The sequence below is a fragment of the Acinetobacter bereziniae LMG 1003 = CIP 70.12 genome (assembly GCF_000368925.1).
In the GTDB taxonomy this organism is placed as follows: Bacteria; Pseudomonadota; Gammaproteobacteria; order Pseudomonadales; family Moraxellaceae; genus Acinetobacter; species Acinetobacter bereziniae.
On sequence record NZ_KB849755.1, the window covers coordinates 214,461 to 229,583 of the forward strand.

Consider the following 15,123-nt stretch of genomic DNA (forward strand, 5'->3'; position numbering starts at 1 on the left):
CAAATTTTATGTCACATTCATTAATTGAATGGTGAGTTGATCAATAATTAGATTTGTTTGTACATTTTGATCAACTTTGAGTTTCGCTTGTTGTAAGTTTTCATAAATCGAGAACAGTGTTTGTAAATCATATTGCATGACAATCTCTGAAAACACTAAATCTGAATTTTTGACAACTTGATTCAGCTTGACACAAATTATATCCGACAACAAGTATTCAAACATTTGAATCAGATCATAAAAACTCAGTTCTTTATTCCATTTTGAAGCAAACTGCATTGGCATGCTTTTTTGACTGACCAGTTTGAACCAATCTTGCAAAAATTCCCCACGCCGATTCAGCCAATCCAATTCTGCAAGGGACTGTGCTTGTAAAGGCATATTGTTAGATAAGTTCATCAACAACTGAATTTGAGCATGTTTTTCTACAGGAAGTTGTTGCTGTAAATACTGCTCTGTTTGTATAGGAGTAATACGATCCATCGCAAAATGCTGTAATCGACTACGAATTGTTGCTGGAAGCTTTAGATAATGATCCGCCAACAAAATAATTAATACCCGTTCACCAGGCTCTTCGAGTGTTTTTAATAATGCATTTGCTGAAGCAATATTTAATGCTTCAGCGGGTTCAATCACAATAACGCGCCAACCATCTACTGTCTGTTGCACAAATGGTAGTAAATCACGGATCTTCTCGATCTTAATTTTCGCGTTTTGTTTCTTATTCTCTTCATCGGTCGTGATATTGACATAATTAGGATGGGTATCCGATTTTAACCACTGACAACTGCTACACTCACCACAAGCACCTTGTGGTGTCTTATTTAAACATAAAACCCATGACAAAAAATGCTGTGCAAAAGCATCTTTGCCACAGCCTTTTTTACCATAAAATAGCAGACCGTGTCCTAATTTGGGAAAACGTGTAGTCAGTGTATCCCATGTTTGTTGTTGCCAAGGGTAAACCTGAGAACTTGATGCATCCATAAATTGAAGACCTAAAAATAAATAGCTTAAATATAAATTATTTAAAAACAGAAACATCTAAGGCATTTAAACGATCTAAATCTGCTTGTGTATCCACACCTGGCGGTAAATTGACTTGTGCAATATCTATGGCAATACGATGTCCATTCTCTAAAACACGTAATTGTTCAAGGCTCTCTAAACGCTCCAAAGTGCCCATATCCCAAGTCACATATTCTTGTAACAATTTCACCCGATACGCATACAAACCTAAATGTCGATATGCAGATTGATGTAATGTTTGATCATTCAGTTGTCCAGTTTTACGTTCATACGGAATCGGTGAACGACTGAAATAAAGCGCTTCGTTAAACTTTGACATGACCACTTTAACAATACTTTCACGCTGGAACTCTTCAAGCTGATGAATGGGTTCGCATAGTGTTGACATTGAACATTGTGGATTTTCGGCAAGCAGTGTTGCGACTTGAATGACCAAAGGTGCAGGGAGTAAAGGTTCATCGCCTTGCACATTGACAATGATATCATCTGCATCCCAACCTTTGATTCGAGCAACCTCACTCAGACGATCAGTACCCGAGGGATGATTAGGATCTGTAATCACCACATCCACACCTTCCTGACGACAAATTTCGGCAATACGTGGATCATCTGTTGCCACACACAGATCATCAAACCCCTGAACTTTTTTTGCTTGATCAACGACACGCAGAATCATTGCACGACCATGAATTTCTAAAAGTGGCTTTCCAGGTAAACGTGTACTCGAAAAACGTGCAGGAATAACAATATGTTTCATCAAATTAACCTTGTATTAGATCAATACCAAGCTGAGAGAGTTGTTGATTAAGGAGCAAATAACATTCTTCTGAGAGTACTGCACCGACTGGAACCACCCAAATTTCGCGATTAAATTCAGGATGATCTTTTAATAAAGCCAGTAATTTCACCGCATCTTTTTCAGTCGTAATGATTGGATTTGCATCTTCAAATTGTAAATCATCAATTTCATAATCATGATGGTCTGGGAACTCATGACATTGAAATTGGCTCACACCAATACTTTCCAGAGTATTGTAGAATCGCTGTGGGAACCCAATACCCACCACCGCATAATAATCGAGCGTGGGGTCAAAAGCTTCAGCTTGATCAAAAAAAGGATTTAACAAATAAGGTTCGGCAACCTCTAAATGCATGTTCAATGGTGAATGTGGCTGTTGCGCATGTTCAATCACTGTACTTTGCTTTAAACGACTGATTGGTTCTCGCAGATAACCTTCGGGAAGCATTTTTTTATTCCCTAAGCCTCGATTATTATCTAAAACAATCCATTCAATCTGTCGTTGCAATGCCCAATGCTGCAAACCATCATCACTAATAATCAAATCCAAATCATAACGCTGAAGCAACAGCTCAATGCTTGCACGGCGATTTGCGCCAACCACCATAGGCACATCAGTCGATTGCACAATCAAACAAGGCTCATCACCCACCGCTTCAGGTAAGGAATCTAATGTTACCAGTGCAGGAAATGGACCCTTACCCCCATAACCACGACTAATCACACCGACACGAACCTGATTAAGTTGTAAATATTTGACCAACTGAATCAAAAGTGGAGTTTTCCCACTTCCACCTACAGTGATGTTTCCAATGATCATCACCGGGACTGGAGCTTTATACGTTTCTTTGAGTCCAAATTGATACAATTGTTTATTGAGAACAAAACCAAATTGATATAGCCATGACAACGGACGCAGTACAATCAACCACTTGGATTGTTTATTCCAAGCATCTTGAATGATTTGCGCGAGAGACATCCGTTATTCCTCAAAATTGCGTTCATGTAACTGATAGTAAGCGCCGTGTTTTGCCAACAATTCAGCATGGCTACCTTGTTCTATAATACGCCCTTTATCCATAACCACAATCTTATCTGCATTTTCAATAGTCGAAAGACGGTGCGCAATTACAATCGTTGTTCGATTTTTATCTAAAATTGCTTCATCAAAGGCTTTCTGAATGAAATGCTCAGATTCATTGTCTAAAGCACTGGTCGCTTCATCCAGAATAAGAATAGGCGCATTCTTAAGAAGTGCACGTGCAATCGCAATTCGTTGACGTTGCCCTCCTGATAGGCTAAGCCCCTGCGCACCCAATGGCGTATCATAGCCTTTTGGCAATGCCATGATAAAATCATGTGCATAAGCCGCTTTTGCAGCAGCTATTACTTGCTCTTCTGTGGCTGCTTCCAACTGACCATAGGCAATATTCTCACGAACAGTTCGATCAAACAAAACCACTTGTTGGTTGACCATCGCAACTTGCGAACGTAAACATGTCAATTCAATATCACAAATCGGTAAATCATCTAAATAGATTTCACCTGCGCTTTTTTCTTGGAAACGCACCAACATATTAACAAGTGATGATTTTCCAGCCCCAGAACGACCAACCAGTGCGACAGTTTGTCCTGATTGTATATCTAATGATAAATTATCAATTGCTTTGACATTATTTTTATAGGTTAAATCAACATGCTCAAATTTAATATTGCCTTGTAGCTCAGGAGTCTTTGTACCCGTGTTTTCTTCTTGTGGTAAATCTAAAACCTCAAACACTGAATATGCAGCAGCCATACCACGCTGTAATTTCTCATTGATATCTGTTAAGTTTTTAATTGGTTTTGCCAACAAACCTGCTGCAGTGATATAAGCGACAAACTCGCCCGCTGAAGTATCACCCAAAATTTGCGGACGTAATGCCAACCAAATAATAATCCCCAATGCAAACGACATCACCAATTGCACAAGTGGGCTATTTAAATTCTGCACCACGACCATTTTCAAGCCGCGTCTTAAATTCTCTTGGGATGACTTGTAAAAACGAGCTTGTTCACTATCCTCACCAGCAAAGCTTTTAACAACAGCATTACCGCTTACTGTTTCGTGCACAATATGGTTAACATCACCCATGGTATTTTGCACTTGAATCGATAGTTTACGCATACGCTTAGATGCTTTACGTACCAGCAGACCAATAATGGGCATAAAGATAAAAATACACAGTGTTAAACGCCAATTGGTATAAAGTAAATAGCCCAATAAACCGAGTGTAATCGTACCGTCTCGAACCAATGTTTTCAGTGATTCTGATGAAGCTGCCGTTAACTGCTCAACGTTATACATAATCTTTGCAGTAATATGACCTGATGAGTTATCAAGATAATATTGTGCAGGCAGTTTGAGCAGTTTGGCATAAATTTCTTGGCGTATACTAAACACCAAACTTCTGGAAATCACAGCGGTGAAATACCCACCCATGAATAAACCTAAACCGCGAAAGAAAATAAGCAAAATAATTAATGCAGGAAACCAATCGAGATCACTACGGCTACCGCTTTGAATCGCATCAATAATATATTTGAGTAACTTAGCAACTGAGACTTCAGTGGCTGCATTTATTCCAAATCCGACAATAACGAGTAAGGCTGCCCCCCAATATGGCTTCAAATATGCCAATAGGCGAATATAAACCTTAAAATCTTGATTCACGAATTAATAACCTCGAGATGGAACTTTAGTACTGATATTGATATTGACGAAACCCAGTTGTCCTGCGACATCCATTACTCGAATAACATCTTGATGAGTGGCTTTCGCATCAGCGGCAATGACAAACATTAAATCACGTTTATCATTGGCTGCCTGTTTGATCGCAGTACTTAAATCAGCAGACTCTTTACTGGAAAGTGCCTGACCGTTTACCGCATAATGACCTGTCGAGTCTACCATGACTTCAATCTTGTTTTTGTATTCTTTTGGCGGAACACCTTGCGCATCAGGTAAAGACAGATTGATACGACTCTGTTGATTAAACGTGGTGGTCAATAACAAAATCACCAAGATAAACAACAAACAATCGATCAATGGGGTAAGGTTGATATGAATATCTTCAACCGTTCTTCGTTTAAATTTCATAAAACACCTCCAGCTCAGCCTTAACCTGCTTTTCGTTGTGCACTTTCAAGGTGTTTTTGAAAAAATAATGCTGCATGAAATAATGTTGATTGTTGTTCTAATTCAGCCACATATTCCTGTACCAAACGCTGAAAATAACGATAAGCAAATAGAGCAGGAATTGCGATCAACATCCCAGCGGCTGTTGTGATCAACGCTTTTGATATACCTGGAATCATCATGGTTGGATTTGCAGTTGAACCCAAATCAATCACTAAAAATGACTCGATAATCCCAATTACTGTACCTAACAAACCCAACAAAGGTGCAACAGCACTTAAAGTCCCCAAGAAATTGATGTTTTTTTCTAAATATCCGATTTCACGTGAAGCTGTCACTTCCATTTGCGCGCGCGCGTATTCTTCACCTTGCGAATAAGCATCCACGGCATCTTTAAAAATATACCCCAATGCTGATTGGCGCGCAGATTGATCCTGTTCCAAAACATCTAGAACCTCATCAATATCTCGTCCTTTATACAGCATCAATGATTTAGGCAGAACTAAAGATCGTTTTAGTCGTATAAATCTCTCGATCGAAATTGCAACTGTAAAAATCGAACATAAAACCAATGGCAGCATTAACCAACCGCCGGCTTTAACAAGTTCCCACATCTTTAGTTCCCCAAATTAATCAATCATGAAAAAAAATTATTGTTCTGCTAAACAGATATTTAAAATACCATCCAACTCATCAAGTGAGTTATAACTGATGACCAACTTCCCTTTGCCTTGCTTGTTATAATCTAATTTTACACTGGCGCTGAAACGTTCCGAAAGTTTTTGCGTCAATTGCTGCACATCAGGTGCAAGTGGGTCTTTAGATTTTTCCTGTTTAGGCGTATTCCAATCACGTACCAGCTGTTCAGTTTGCCGAACTGATAAGTTGCGATCAATTACCATTTTGGCAATTTGTAATTGATCTTTGGCTTTCAAGGTCAATATGGCACGCGCATGCCCCATATCCAATAAGCCTTGTTGCATCAGATTTTTAATTTCATCATCGAGACTTAACAGGCGTAATAAATTACTCACGGTTGTACGTGCCTTACCTACCGTATCCGCAATTTCTTGATGGCTTAGACCAAATTCATCATGGAAACGCTGTAAAGCCAAAGCTTGATCTACAGGATTAAGATCTTGACGTTGAATGTTCTCGATCAATGCCAATGCAATCGCAACCTGATCAGTCAAATCACGAACAATTGCGGGGATTTCTGTTAAACCCGCTAACTGTGCAGCTCGCCAACGTCGCTCACCCGCAATAATTTCATAAGGTGTTTCAGCACTCTCAATTGGACGAATCACTATCGGCTGCATAACACCGTGTTTTTTAATCGAAGCCGCAAGCTCTTGTAGGTCTTGCTCATCAATAAAGCGACGCGGCTGATATGCACCACGTTTTAATTGATTGACATCAATCTGTTTTAACTGACCATGATCCAAAGCTTGAACTTCAAGCTGTAATTTTTCTTTTTGGATTGAACCTAATAATGCATCTAAGCCACGACCTTTAGCCAAGCCTCTTTTTTTAACGGTCATGCTTTATTTCCTTTTTTCACTTTACTCTTTTTCAACATTTCAGCTGCTAAATTTAAATATGCAATTGCACCTTTAGAGCTTTTCTCAAAATAAATAATCGGCAAACCATGTGCTGGCGCTTCAGCCAAACGCACATTACGCGGAATCACTGTATCATAAAGTTTTTTACCAAAATACTGTTCAAGTTCGGCAGAAACATCACGAGTCAATGCATTACGTGCATCATACATGGTTCGAAGCACCCCAATAATTTCCAACTCAGGGTTCAGCGCTTGTTGAATTTTATCGATGGTTTGTGTCAAATCTGCAAGACCTTCCAGTGCATAATACTCACATTGCATTGGAATAATGACAGCATCAACTGCAGCCAGTGCATTTACTGTAATCAAACTGAGACTTGGAGCGCAATCGACAATAATGTAATCAAAGTCTTTTTCAATCTGTTGCAAAGCATTACGTAAAATAAATTCACGCCCTTCTTGTTCTGCAATTGCCAGCTCTACACCAGCCAAATCACGATTTGAACCTAAAACTTTATAACCGACTTCAGCTTTAGTAATCGCTGTTTCAATTGGAACTTCACTCAGCAACACATCAGTAACTGAATACAATAAATCATTTTTTTGAATTCCAGACCCCATTGTGGCATTGCCTTGAGAGTCCATATCGACCAATAAAACACGCTTTTTCAATACTGCCAAAGAGGCAGCCAAATTTACGGCTGTTGTGGTTTTACCGACGCCACCTTTTTGGTTTGCGATAGCAATAATTTGAGCCATGGTAACCCCAATCCTTTGTCTGTTTTAGATCTGTTTTAATAAAAGTAAATGACGTTGTTCATCTAATCGCGGCACATGCAGCTCTACAATATCACATTGCCAATGATCTTTCAGTGCATCCACTTCTTCTGTAGGCACTAATCCTTTCATTGAAGCAATAATGCTTTTCTCATGCATATAAGGTTTTGAGGCAGCGACAAAATCAGTCAATGAAGCAAATGCACGACTGGTAATCACATCAAACTGCCCAAGGTCATTGATACTGTCTTCATTTTCTACGCGCGTCTGCACCGCAACAACATTTTTTAATTTTAAATCTGCAATAAACTGTTTCAGAAAACGAATTTTCTTACCATTCGAATCAAGCAACACGCACTGACGCGCTGGCTGACACAATGCAATAATCATCCCAGGCATACCACCACCTGTTCCGATATCTAACAAACGACCTTGAGGTAAATCATTTAAAATACTTAGACTATCCAACAAGTGTTTAACCAACATTTCTTTGGGATCACGAATTGCGGTTAAGTTATATGATTTGTTCCACAGGACGAGTGCATCTTGATAACGCAACAACAATTCTAAAGCTTCATCAGTCAGTTCTAAGCCAAGCTTTAAGCTACCTTGCTTTAACTCTTGAAAAAATGGATGCATGATCGAATAACATCTCTAAAAAATTAGCTGAAAGTATACCGATTTCTAGCCCGTGGAACAGTAGTTAACGATGAGTTAATATGCAGTTAAGCATATACACCCTGTCTAATTTGCAAATCTAAGGCGGTTAAACGCTCAGGAGTCCCTACATCAACCCATGCCGCTTGCATCTTTTCTGCAGAAATCTTGCCATCCAACATGCCTTGTTTGAGCAATGGAGCCAATGGTCGTTTACCATGTTCCAAACCATCAAACATTTTAGGATTGATGATAGCGACACCACTATAGGTTAAATTTTCACCAAGCTGTTCTTGTTCAAAAGTATAAGCTCGACCATTTAACAAAGTGAAATCACCCTCAGGATGTTGTTCAGGATTTGTAACAAAAACCAAATGTGCTAAATCTTTATCAAGTTTCACATCAAGTAAGGCAGAGAAATCAAATGTGGTCCAAACATCACCATTGATTAAAATAAAAGGTTCGTCGCCCAACAAAGGCAAAGCATTGATAATGCCTCCTGCGGTTTCCAAACCCTCATCCTCTCTGGTCCAGCGAATTGTCACACCAAACTGAGCACCATCTCCCAATGTACCAATCAAAATATCTGCCAACCATGCAGAGTTAATGATAATTTCAGTCACACCTATTTTTTTTAATTTTTCAATATGCCAAACAATAAGTGCTTTGCCTCCCACCTCCAATAAAGGTTTTGGCTTATATAAGGTTAAAGGACGCATTCTATTGCCTAACCCTGCAGCTAAAATCATTGCTTTCATGCTGCAACCACCTCATATTTGCCATATTTGTCTTCAAATTTAGGCAAAACTCTTGTATGTATAAAGTTCATAAACGGTTGCAATTCCGCATACGGTTTAGACTCTTCCAGTAAATACCACATTACGCGCGGTAAGTCTTTGAGATAACCTGATTTTCCATCACGCTCAAATAAACGCACAAAAATACCTAAAATTTTGATATGACGCTGAATTGCCATCAAATCGGCATCATGTTTAAACTGCTCAAAACTACGCTCATGTTTCGCTGATTCAGGTAGAAGCGCATAGAACATTTTAAACCATGAATACACACGTTCAGGATTCCATTGCACATAAGCATCACGGGTAATTGAAATCAAATCATAGGTATCCGCACCAATCACAGCATCTTGGAAATCGATGATACCCTGTTCAACCTCACCTTCAAGAATCATCAAGTTGCGACTATGAAAGTCTCGGTGAACGATCACTTGTGGCTGTGCCAAAGCAGCATTTGCCAATATTGCAAAAGTTCGTTTGATTAAAGCTTGCTCTTCTTGACTCACTTGAATGTTTAAAGCAGGCAATAACCAGTCCGTTAACAACTCCATTTCTGAAATTAACTTTTCATAAGTATATGCGGGTAGATGCGCTTTACCTTCAATTGATTGCAATTGCACCAACTGTTTAAAACTTTGCGCATAATGTGCGTCTACTGTTTGTTCATTTAATTGTGTAGACAGCAGAACATCACCAAAATCTTCAAGCAATAACAGACCTTGTTGTAGATCTTTTGCAACAATATGCGGAACTCTGACACCATTTGAGTCAAAGAATTCATCAATCGCAACAAAAGGACGACAATCTTCCTTCTCAGGAGGTGCATCCATCAGCATAAATGTTTTATTATTCAAAGTAATTCGTGCATAACGACGGAAACTCGCATCGCCTGCTAAAAAATTGATTTCAAATTGATCTGAACTGAGTACAGATGTTATCCATGTTTGTATCAAGTGTTCACGTTGTGTATTCATTTGCAATTTAATCTAATTCAGGCTGAATTTTTGAAGTGCTAAGTGTAGCTACTTATCAACTTTTTCTCTATGATGCGACAATAATTAATTGCGATTAGCATATTTGGTTAATGAGACAAATGAAGCATCAGTTTAAATTTAATCCTTTAGCGACTGCTATTTTGACACTTCTTTGTGGAAGTTCAGTATCCAGCTATGCTGAATCGACAACCTCTGTTTCTGAAGCAGCTGTCTCCAAAGTGAATAACAAGCAATTAAATGCTACGATTAAAGAGAGTTACCCTGGTCAAAACTTTTTTGAACAATACTATGTAGACAAAAACGCGCCTGAAGCACAAGTACGTGATGAAAACAATGCAAGTAATCGCTACTGTGAAGGTGTTTGGGTTACTCCATTTAGCACTCAGGCAAAAACAGTTGACCCTCAAGAAGCTTCATCTGTCATTACTGCTGATCAAGCCTACTACAATCCAAATGGCGACTCTGTGTTGTCTGGAGATGTCATGATTGATCAATCTGGGCGAATGATTCGCGCAGATGAAGTAACCATTGATAAAACACAAACTTTTGCAAAAGCAAAAGGCAATGTACAAATGGCGCAAGGCGGTATCATTGCGCAAAGCGATCAGATTGATTACAACCTAAAAGATGAAACTGGGCAATTAAACAATAGTTTTTATATTGCTGAAATAACACATGCGCATGGTCATGCAGCAAAAATTGAAAGAACATCACCAACAAATATCGTACTAGAAAATGCCAGTTATAGTACATGCCCACCTGACCAGAAACCAACTTGGAAAATCCAAGCCAATAAGATTGAGCTCGATCAAGAAACTGGGCGCGGTGTAACGCGTGGTACCAAATTATATGTAAAAGATGTTCCTGTACTTGCTGTTCCTTACTTCAATTTCCCAATTGATGATCGTCGTACCACGGGGATCATTAGTCCAAACTTCGGGTTTACCAACGACGGTGGCTTTGAACTTGCGGTTCCAGTTTATTTAAACTTAGCGCCGAATTATGATGCGACCATCACTCCTCGACTCATTACAGACCGTGGTCTAATGGCTCAAGGCGAATTCCGTTATTTAACCGAGAATTTTGGTGCGGGTAGTATTTGGGGGAGTTACTTGCCTTCAGATCGTGGCTACGATGATGAAGATCGTAAGGACTTACATTTTCTACATAGATGGAATATCGATAAACAATGGTCGACCAATCTAGAATATAACTATGTGTCTGATAAAGACTTTTTTTCTGACTTAGACAGCAATCCAAACTCGCGTACCGAACTGAATCAACGACGCGCTTGGGAACTCAACTACAACCACGGTATTCCTGGTTTAAAAGCTCAATTAAAAGTTGAAGATTTCCAAACCTTAGATAAAACAGTCAAAGATGTAGACAGACCTTATGCTCGTCTACCGCAGTTTCTACTCAATTATGTAGGTGGCGATTATCAAGGCTGGGAATACGAATTTAACAACGATACTGCATATTTCAAAAAAGATATTAATGATGCTGATTATAGCAACCAACCTAGCGGTACACGTTTATATAATCAGTTTGCGACACGTTATAACTTCCGTAATCCGTGGTCATTCGTCATTCCAGAAGTTTCTGTCCGTAGTTTAAATACATTCTATGACCAAACCACAGTGGATCAATTGAATCTCAACAACCAAAGTCAAGATTCAAAAAATAAATCTGTAGTTGTTCCTCAGTTTACTTTGGACACTGGGCTAACCTTTGAAAAAGATGGTAAGTTCCTTCAAACCATTACTCCTCGCGCATTCTATGCTTATGCACCGTATAAAAATCAAACTGGTTATCCAAACTTTGATTCGACTAGTGCATCAATCAGTTATGATCAATTGTTTAGCCCTTACCGTTTTTACGGTCATGACCGCCTTGAAGATAACAACTTCTTGTCACTCGGGGTAAGTTATAGTCTATTTGATACGGTTGGTTTAGAACGCTTAAGAGCCAGTATTGGACAAAGTTATTATTTTGATGATCGTAAAGTTACTTTACTCAACAATACAGATGAGTTGGATAAAGAAAAACACACTGGTCCTGTGATCAGCATTTCGAGTCAGCTTTCGCAAAACTTTACTGTAAGCACCAATTCAGCTTGGATGTCCAATGGCGATAGTGCACAACATGACTTCCAAATGTATTACACAGGTGAAAAAGGAAATTTATACAACGTTGGATATTTTTATAGAAACAACCTCCCTGATCGCCAACGAGAATACGATCAAGCAGTTGCATCATTTATACAACCAGTAAAAGATAACTGGCGTATTATGGGTCATGTTCAATATGACCTTGACAACCATGTTGCACGCGAATATCTATTAGGTGTGAATTATGAATCTTGTTGTTGGGGAATTTCGGTCTATGGTCGTTCTTACTTCAATGATCTAGATGATGTTTCTCTCCCAGATACCAAGCCAAAACGCGCAGTTATGGCTGAAATCACACTCAAAGGACTAGGTGGTTTGAACAACAAGTTAAGTTCATTACTTCAAAATCGTATTTTAGGTTTTGATAAAGCTAATCAATCTTGGACTCATTAATGAAGACGCAAAAATTTAAAGAACTATTTAAAGCATCAACCTTAGCTTTACTCATCTCTACATCGTTATCGGTTTATGCAGCACCTAAAGATCAAATCATTGCCATTGTTGGTTCTACAGCAATTTTAAAAAGCGATTTAGACCAAGGCGTTGCTGAAGCTGCACATAAGTTCCAAGCACAAAAAAAAGAACTCCCACCGCAAATTATTTTGCAACAGCAAGTGCTCAATCAGCTCATTACCCATGATGCACAACTTGAACAAGTGAAAAAATATGGTTTAAAAGCTGATGAAAAAAGCTTAAATGAAGCTGTTCTTAAAGTCGCTCAACAGTCCGGTTCTAATTCTTTAGAAGCTTTCCAACAAAAGCTAGATAGCGTTGCGCCCGGAACATATGAATTATTACGTGATCGTGTTTCCGAAGATTTACTGATTCAGCGTCTCAGTCAACAACAAGTCATGTCTCGTATTAAAATTACTGATCTTGATGTTGAAAACTTTTTAAAATCACCTGAAGGTCAAGCTGCTGTTGGAAGCCAAGCACATGTCCTACATATGCGTATATCAGGTAATGCCCCTGCAGATGAACTGGAAGCAGTTGCCAAATCTGTTCGTACTGATTTAAAAAGCACAGATGATGTAAAAAGTTTAGAGAAAAAATTCAGTACTGCTCAAATCAAAGTAGATGGTGCGGACATGGGCTTTCGTCCACTTTCAGAAATCCCAACTGAACTTGCTGCCCGAGTAAGCTCTCTTGAACCAGGACAAACCACTGAGTTGGTCCAAGCGAAAGATGGTATTCATGTTTTAAAACTACTTGAAAAGAAATCAAATGAGCAAAAAGCACTTGTTCCTCAGTTTGAAACTCGTCATATTCTCATTAAAACCTCCGAAGTAGTTAGCCCTGAAAATGCCAAACAAATGATTGAGAGTATCTATAACCGTCTCAAAGCGGGTGAAGATTTTGCAACACTTGCATCAACATATTCGAATGACCCTGGTTCAGCACGTGATGGTGGTAGTTTAGGATGGGTCAGCCCAGGCATGATGGTTCCTGAATTTGATAAAATGATGCAAAGCGCGACAGTCAACGAAATCAGCAAGCCATTCGAAACCCAATTTGGTTGGCATATCCTGCAAGTCACTGGCAAACGTCAACAAGATATGACTTCTGAATATCAAAAACGTATGGCTCGCCAAATTTTAGGGGAACGCCAATTTGAATCAGAATATGACAGTTGGTTAAGAGAGTTGCGTGCCAATACTTATATTGAAATTAAAGATCCAAGTTTAGATCCAAAGAAAAATCAAAATTAAGTATCAAATAAAAACCAGTGCTTTTGGACTGAACCCCAAATCTTGGACAGTTTAGTTAACGCTGGATTGAGTTCTGAATTGAACAGGGCTCAATCCTTTTAGTTTAATTTGTATTCTCTCATGATTATAGTAATGGATGTAGTCATGAATTTGTTGCTCTAAGACTTCAATGCTTTCTGGTTTCTCTAGATAAATCGTCTCTGATTTTAATGTACCAAAGAAACTCTCCATCAAAGCATTGTCCCAACAATTCCCTTTTCTACTCATACTTTGCTTAATCTTATTCGCTTTAAGCGTACTCCTAAATTGGCTCATTTGATAATGCCAGCCTTGATCTGAATGAAGCATAAGCTTGTGTTTTCGTGAGTTTGGTAAATGACTTATGGCTTGATCAAGCATATCTTTAACAAGTTGAAATACTGGGCGTCTTGAAAGTGTATAGCTCACAATCTCATTGTTATAGCAGTCTAAAATCGGAGATAAATATAACTTCGTATCAGCAACTTTAAATTCGGTTATATCTGTCAGCCAACGCTTATTGGGTCGCTTCGCTTCAAAGTTACGTTTGAGTTTATTTTTGACTATTTTATTGGATGTACCTTTGTAGGCATTGTACTTTTTACGCCGAATCAATGAAATTAAACCAAAGCCTCTCATCAACCTAGCAATCAATTTATGGTTATGATGAAGACCTTGTTGCTTCAAGGCTAAAGTGATTCGTCTATAACCATATCTACCTTTATGCTGATCATAAATTTGGCAAATTCGTTGCTTGAGCTCTGCATATTTATCTACGGCATTTAGCTTGGCTTTATGATAGTAGAAACTACTCCTCGATAACTCAGCAATATCTAAAAGCAATGGCAAAGCAAACTCAGTACTCATCTGATCAATCAACCTTGCTTGTTGTCCTTTTTGGGTGGATTCAGCAAGGCGTCGAGCTTTTTTAAGTAAGCATTCTCAGCGCGTAAATAGAGTAGTTCATGCTGAAGCTCAGCAGTTGTTTTTTCATGATCAGGTTTATCAACAATATATTTATGTTTATTTTTAGACATGGGTGCTCTTCCTTTAGACTTTGGTTCTAGTCCAAGCATACCATCGGTTTGATAGATTTTACGCCATACACTGATCAAACTCGGGGAAGAAATACCAAAACGAAGAGCTGTATCAGATAAACTTAATCGCTCATCCTGCATAGTTGTTAATACTTTATATTTAAATTCAGCTGTATAAATTGTCTTATTCTGTTTTGGTTTTATTGCATCAATTCCACCTAAGTTGAATTGAGCCAACCATTTAGAGACATCCTTATCACTAATCGAAAAATGCTTGGCTGTTGATAAACTAGAATGGCCTTGAGCATAATAAGCAATGACTGCTTGTTTAAACTTTAAATTGTATTTCATAAAAATACCCTATAAGTTGTGTCCAACTTATAGGGTTCAGTTCA

At 38.6% G+C, this 15,123-nt stretch carries 15 protein-coding genes; 2 read left to right on the forward strand and 13 right to left on the reverse strand.

Features of this window, described 5'->3' with window-relative positions:
- Positions 1-6: 6 nt before the first annotated feature.
- The 11 genes from F938_RS02925 to F938_RS02975 form a co-directional block, all read right to left on the reverse strand.
- Positions 7-987: a DNA polymerase III, delta' subunit gene (locus F938_RS02925; RefSeq protein WP_005029261.1), complete on the reverse strand. Its 981-nt coding sequence runs from the start codon at positions 985-987 to the stop codon at positions 7-9.
- Between the two features lie 37 nt (positions 988-1,024).
- Positions 1,025-1,786, reverse strand: a complete 762-nt coding sequence (kdsB, locus tag F938_RS02930) for a 3-deoxy-manno-octulosonate cytidylyltransferase (protein ID WP_005029263.1) — start codon at positions 1,784-1,786, stop codon at positions 1,025-1,027.
- Positions 1,787-1,790: 4 nt separating this feature from the next.
- The gene (gene lpxK / locus F938_RS02935; RefSeq protein ID WP_005029269.1) at positions 1,791-2,807 is read right to left on the reverse strand and encodes a tetraacyldisaccharide 4'-kinase; all 1,017 of its coding nucleotides are present in this window, start codon (positions 2,805-2,807) and stop codon (positions 1,791-1,793) included.
- 3 nt (positions 2,808-2,810) lie between these two features.
- Positions 2,811-4,541, reverse strand: coding sequence for a lipid A export permease/ATP-binding protein MsbA (gene msbA, locus F938_RS02940; RefSeq protein ID WP_004830996.1), 1,731 nt, complete (start codon positions 4,539-4,541; stop codon positions 2,811-2,813).
- A gap of 3 nt (positions 4,542-4,544) precedes the next feature.
- Positions 4,545-4,967: an ExbD/TolR family protein gene (locus F938_RS02945; protein WP_004830997.1), complete on the reverse strand. Its 423-nt coding sequence runs from the start codon at positions 4,965-4,967 to the stop codon at positions 4,545-4,547.
- Between the two features lie 20 nt (positions 4,968-4,987).
- The gene (locus tag F938_RS02950; RefSeq protein ID WP_004830999.1) at positions 4,988-5,620 is read right to left on the reverse strand and encodes a MotA/TolQ/ExbB proton channel family protein; all 633 of its coding nucleotides are present in this window, start codon (positions 5,618-5,620) and stop codon (positions 4,988-4,990) included.
- Positions 5,621-5,656: 36 nt separating this feature from the next.
- Positions 5,657-6,547 (reverse strand): ParB/RepB/Spo0J family partition protein, encoded by an 891-nt coding sequence (locus F938_RS02955; RefSeq protein WP_004831000.1) that lies wholly within the window; start codon positions 6,545-6,547, stop codon positions 5,657-5,659.
- The gene (locus F938_RS02960; protein ID WP_004831001.1) at positions 6,544-7,326 is read right to left on the reverse strand and encodes a ParA family protein; all 783 of its coding nucleotides are present in this window, start codon (positions 7,324-7,326) and stop codon (positions 6,544-6,546) included. The genes F938_RS02955 and F938_RS02960 overlap by 4 nt, the downstream gene beginning before the upstream one ends.
- A gap of 24 nt (positions 7,327-7,350) precedes the next feature.
- A complete protein-coding gene (gene rsmG / locus F938_RS02965; RefSeq protein WP_005029272.1) occupies positions 7,351-7,983 on the reverse strand; it encodes a 16S rRNA (guanine(527)-N(7))-methyltransferase RsmG in 633 nt (210 codons plus the stop codon).
- Between the two features lie 86 nt (positions 7,984-8,069).
- Positions 8,070-8,759, reverse strand: a complete 690-nt coding sequence (gene murU, locus F938_RS02970) for an N-acetylmuramate alpha-1-phosphate uridylyltransferase MurU (RefSeq protein WP_005029274.1) — start codon at positions 8,757-8,759, stop codon at positions 8,070-8,072.
- Positions 8,756-9,772, reverse strand: coding sequence for an aminoglycoside phosphotransferase family protein (locus F938_RS02975; protein WP_005029276.1), 1,017 nt, complete (start codon positions 9,770-9,772; stop codon positions 8,756-8,758). The genes murU and F938_RS02975 overlap by 4 nt, the downstream gene beginning before the upstream one ends.
- Before the next feature lie 119 nt (positions 9,773-9,891).
- Between F938_RS02975 and F938_RS02980 the strand changes: the two genes are divergently transcribed.
- A complete protein-coding gene (locus tag F938_RS02980; RefSeq protein WP_010591136.1) occupies positions 9,892-12,357 on the forward strand; it encodes an LPS-assembly protein LptD in 2,466 nt (821 codons plus the stop codon).
- The gene (locus F938_RS02985; RefSeq protein ID WP_005029279.1) at positions 12,357-13,673 is read left to right on the forward strand and encodes a peptidylprolyl isomerase; all 1,317 of its coding nucleotides are present in this window, start codon (positions 12,357-12,359) and stop codon (positions 13,671-13,673) included. The genes F938_RS02980 and F938_RS02985 overlap by 1 nt, the downstream gene beginning before the upstream one ends.
- 51 nt (positions 13,674-13,724) lie before the next feature.
- On the opposite strand, the gene F938_RS02990 is transcribed toward F938_RS02985, so the two are convergent.
- Entirely contained in the window at positions 13,725-14,570 is an 846-nt protein-coding gene (locus F938_RS02990; RefSeq protein WP_010591792.1) for an IS3 family transposase, read from the reverse strand.
- On the reverse strand, positions 14,567-15,079 hold the full coding sequence (locus F938_RS02995) for a helix-turn-helix domain-containing protein (RefSeq protein ID WP_005029281.1): 513 nt from the start codon (positions 15,077-15,079) through the stop codon (positions 14,567-14,569). The genes F938_RS02990 and F938_RS02995 overlap by 4 nt, the downstream gene beginning before the upstream one ends.
- Positions 15,080-15,123: the final 44 nt, after the last annotated feature.

Bases quoted from the DNA above. Each gene is read 5' to 3' on its own strand.
- rsmG (WP_005029272.1), bottom strand. From the start codon at position 7,983: ATGCATCCATTTTTTCAAGAGTTAAAGCAAGGTAGCTTAAAGCTTGGC.
- kdsB (WP_005029263.1), bottom strand. From the start codon at position 1,786: ATGAAACATATTGTTATTCCTGCACGTTTTTCGAGTACACGTTTACCT.
- F938_RS02960 (WP_004831001.1), bottom strand. From the start codon at position 7,326: ATGGCTCAAATTATTGCTATCGCAAACCAAAAAGGTGGCGTCGGTAAA.
- F938_RS02955 (WP_004831000.1), bottom strand. From the start codon at position 6,547: ATGACCGTTAAAAAAAGAGGCTTGGCTAAAGGTCGTGGCTTAGATGCA.
- F938_RS02945 (WP_004830997.1), bottom strand. From the start codon at position 4,967: ATGAAATTTAAACGAAGAACGGTTGAAGATATTCATATCAACCTTACC.
- F938_RS02925 (WP_005029261.1), bottom strand. From the start codon at position 987: ATGGATGCATCAAGTTCTCAGGTTTACCCTTGGCAACAACAAACATGG.
- F938_RS02975 (WP_005029276.1), bottom strand. From the start codon at position 9,772: ATGAATACACAACGTGAACACTTGATACAAACATGGATAACATCTGTA.
- F938_RS02985 (WP_005029279.1), top strand. From the start codon at position 12,357: ATGAAGACGCAAAAATTTAAAGAACTATTTAAAGCATCAACCTTAGCT.
- murU (WP_005029274.1), bottom strand. From the start codon at position 8,759: ATGAAAGCAATGATTTTAGCTGCAGGGTTAGGCAATAGAATGCGTCCT.
- F938_RS02950 (WP_004830999.1), bottom strand. From the start codon at position 5,620: ATGTGGGAACTTGTTAAAGCCGGCGGTTGGTTAATGCTGCCATTGGTT.
- F938_RS02980 (WP_010591136.1), top strand. From the start codon at position 9,892: ATGAAGCATCAGTTTAAATTTAATCCTTTAGCGACTGCTATTTTGACA.
- F938_RS02995 (WP_005029281.1), bottom strand. From the start codon at position 15,079: ATGAAATACAATTTAAAGTTTAAACAAGCAGTCATTGCTTATTATGCT.
- lpxK (WP_005029269.1), bottom strand. From the start codon at position 2,807: ATGTCTCTCGCGCAAATCATTCAAGATGCTTGGAATAAACAATCCAAG.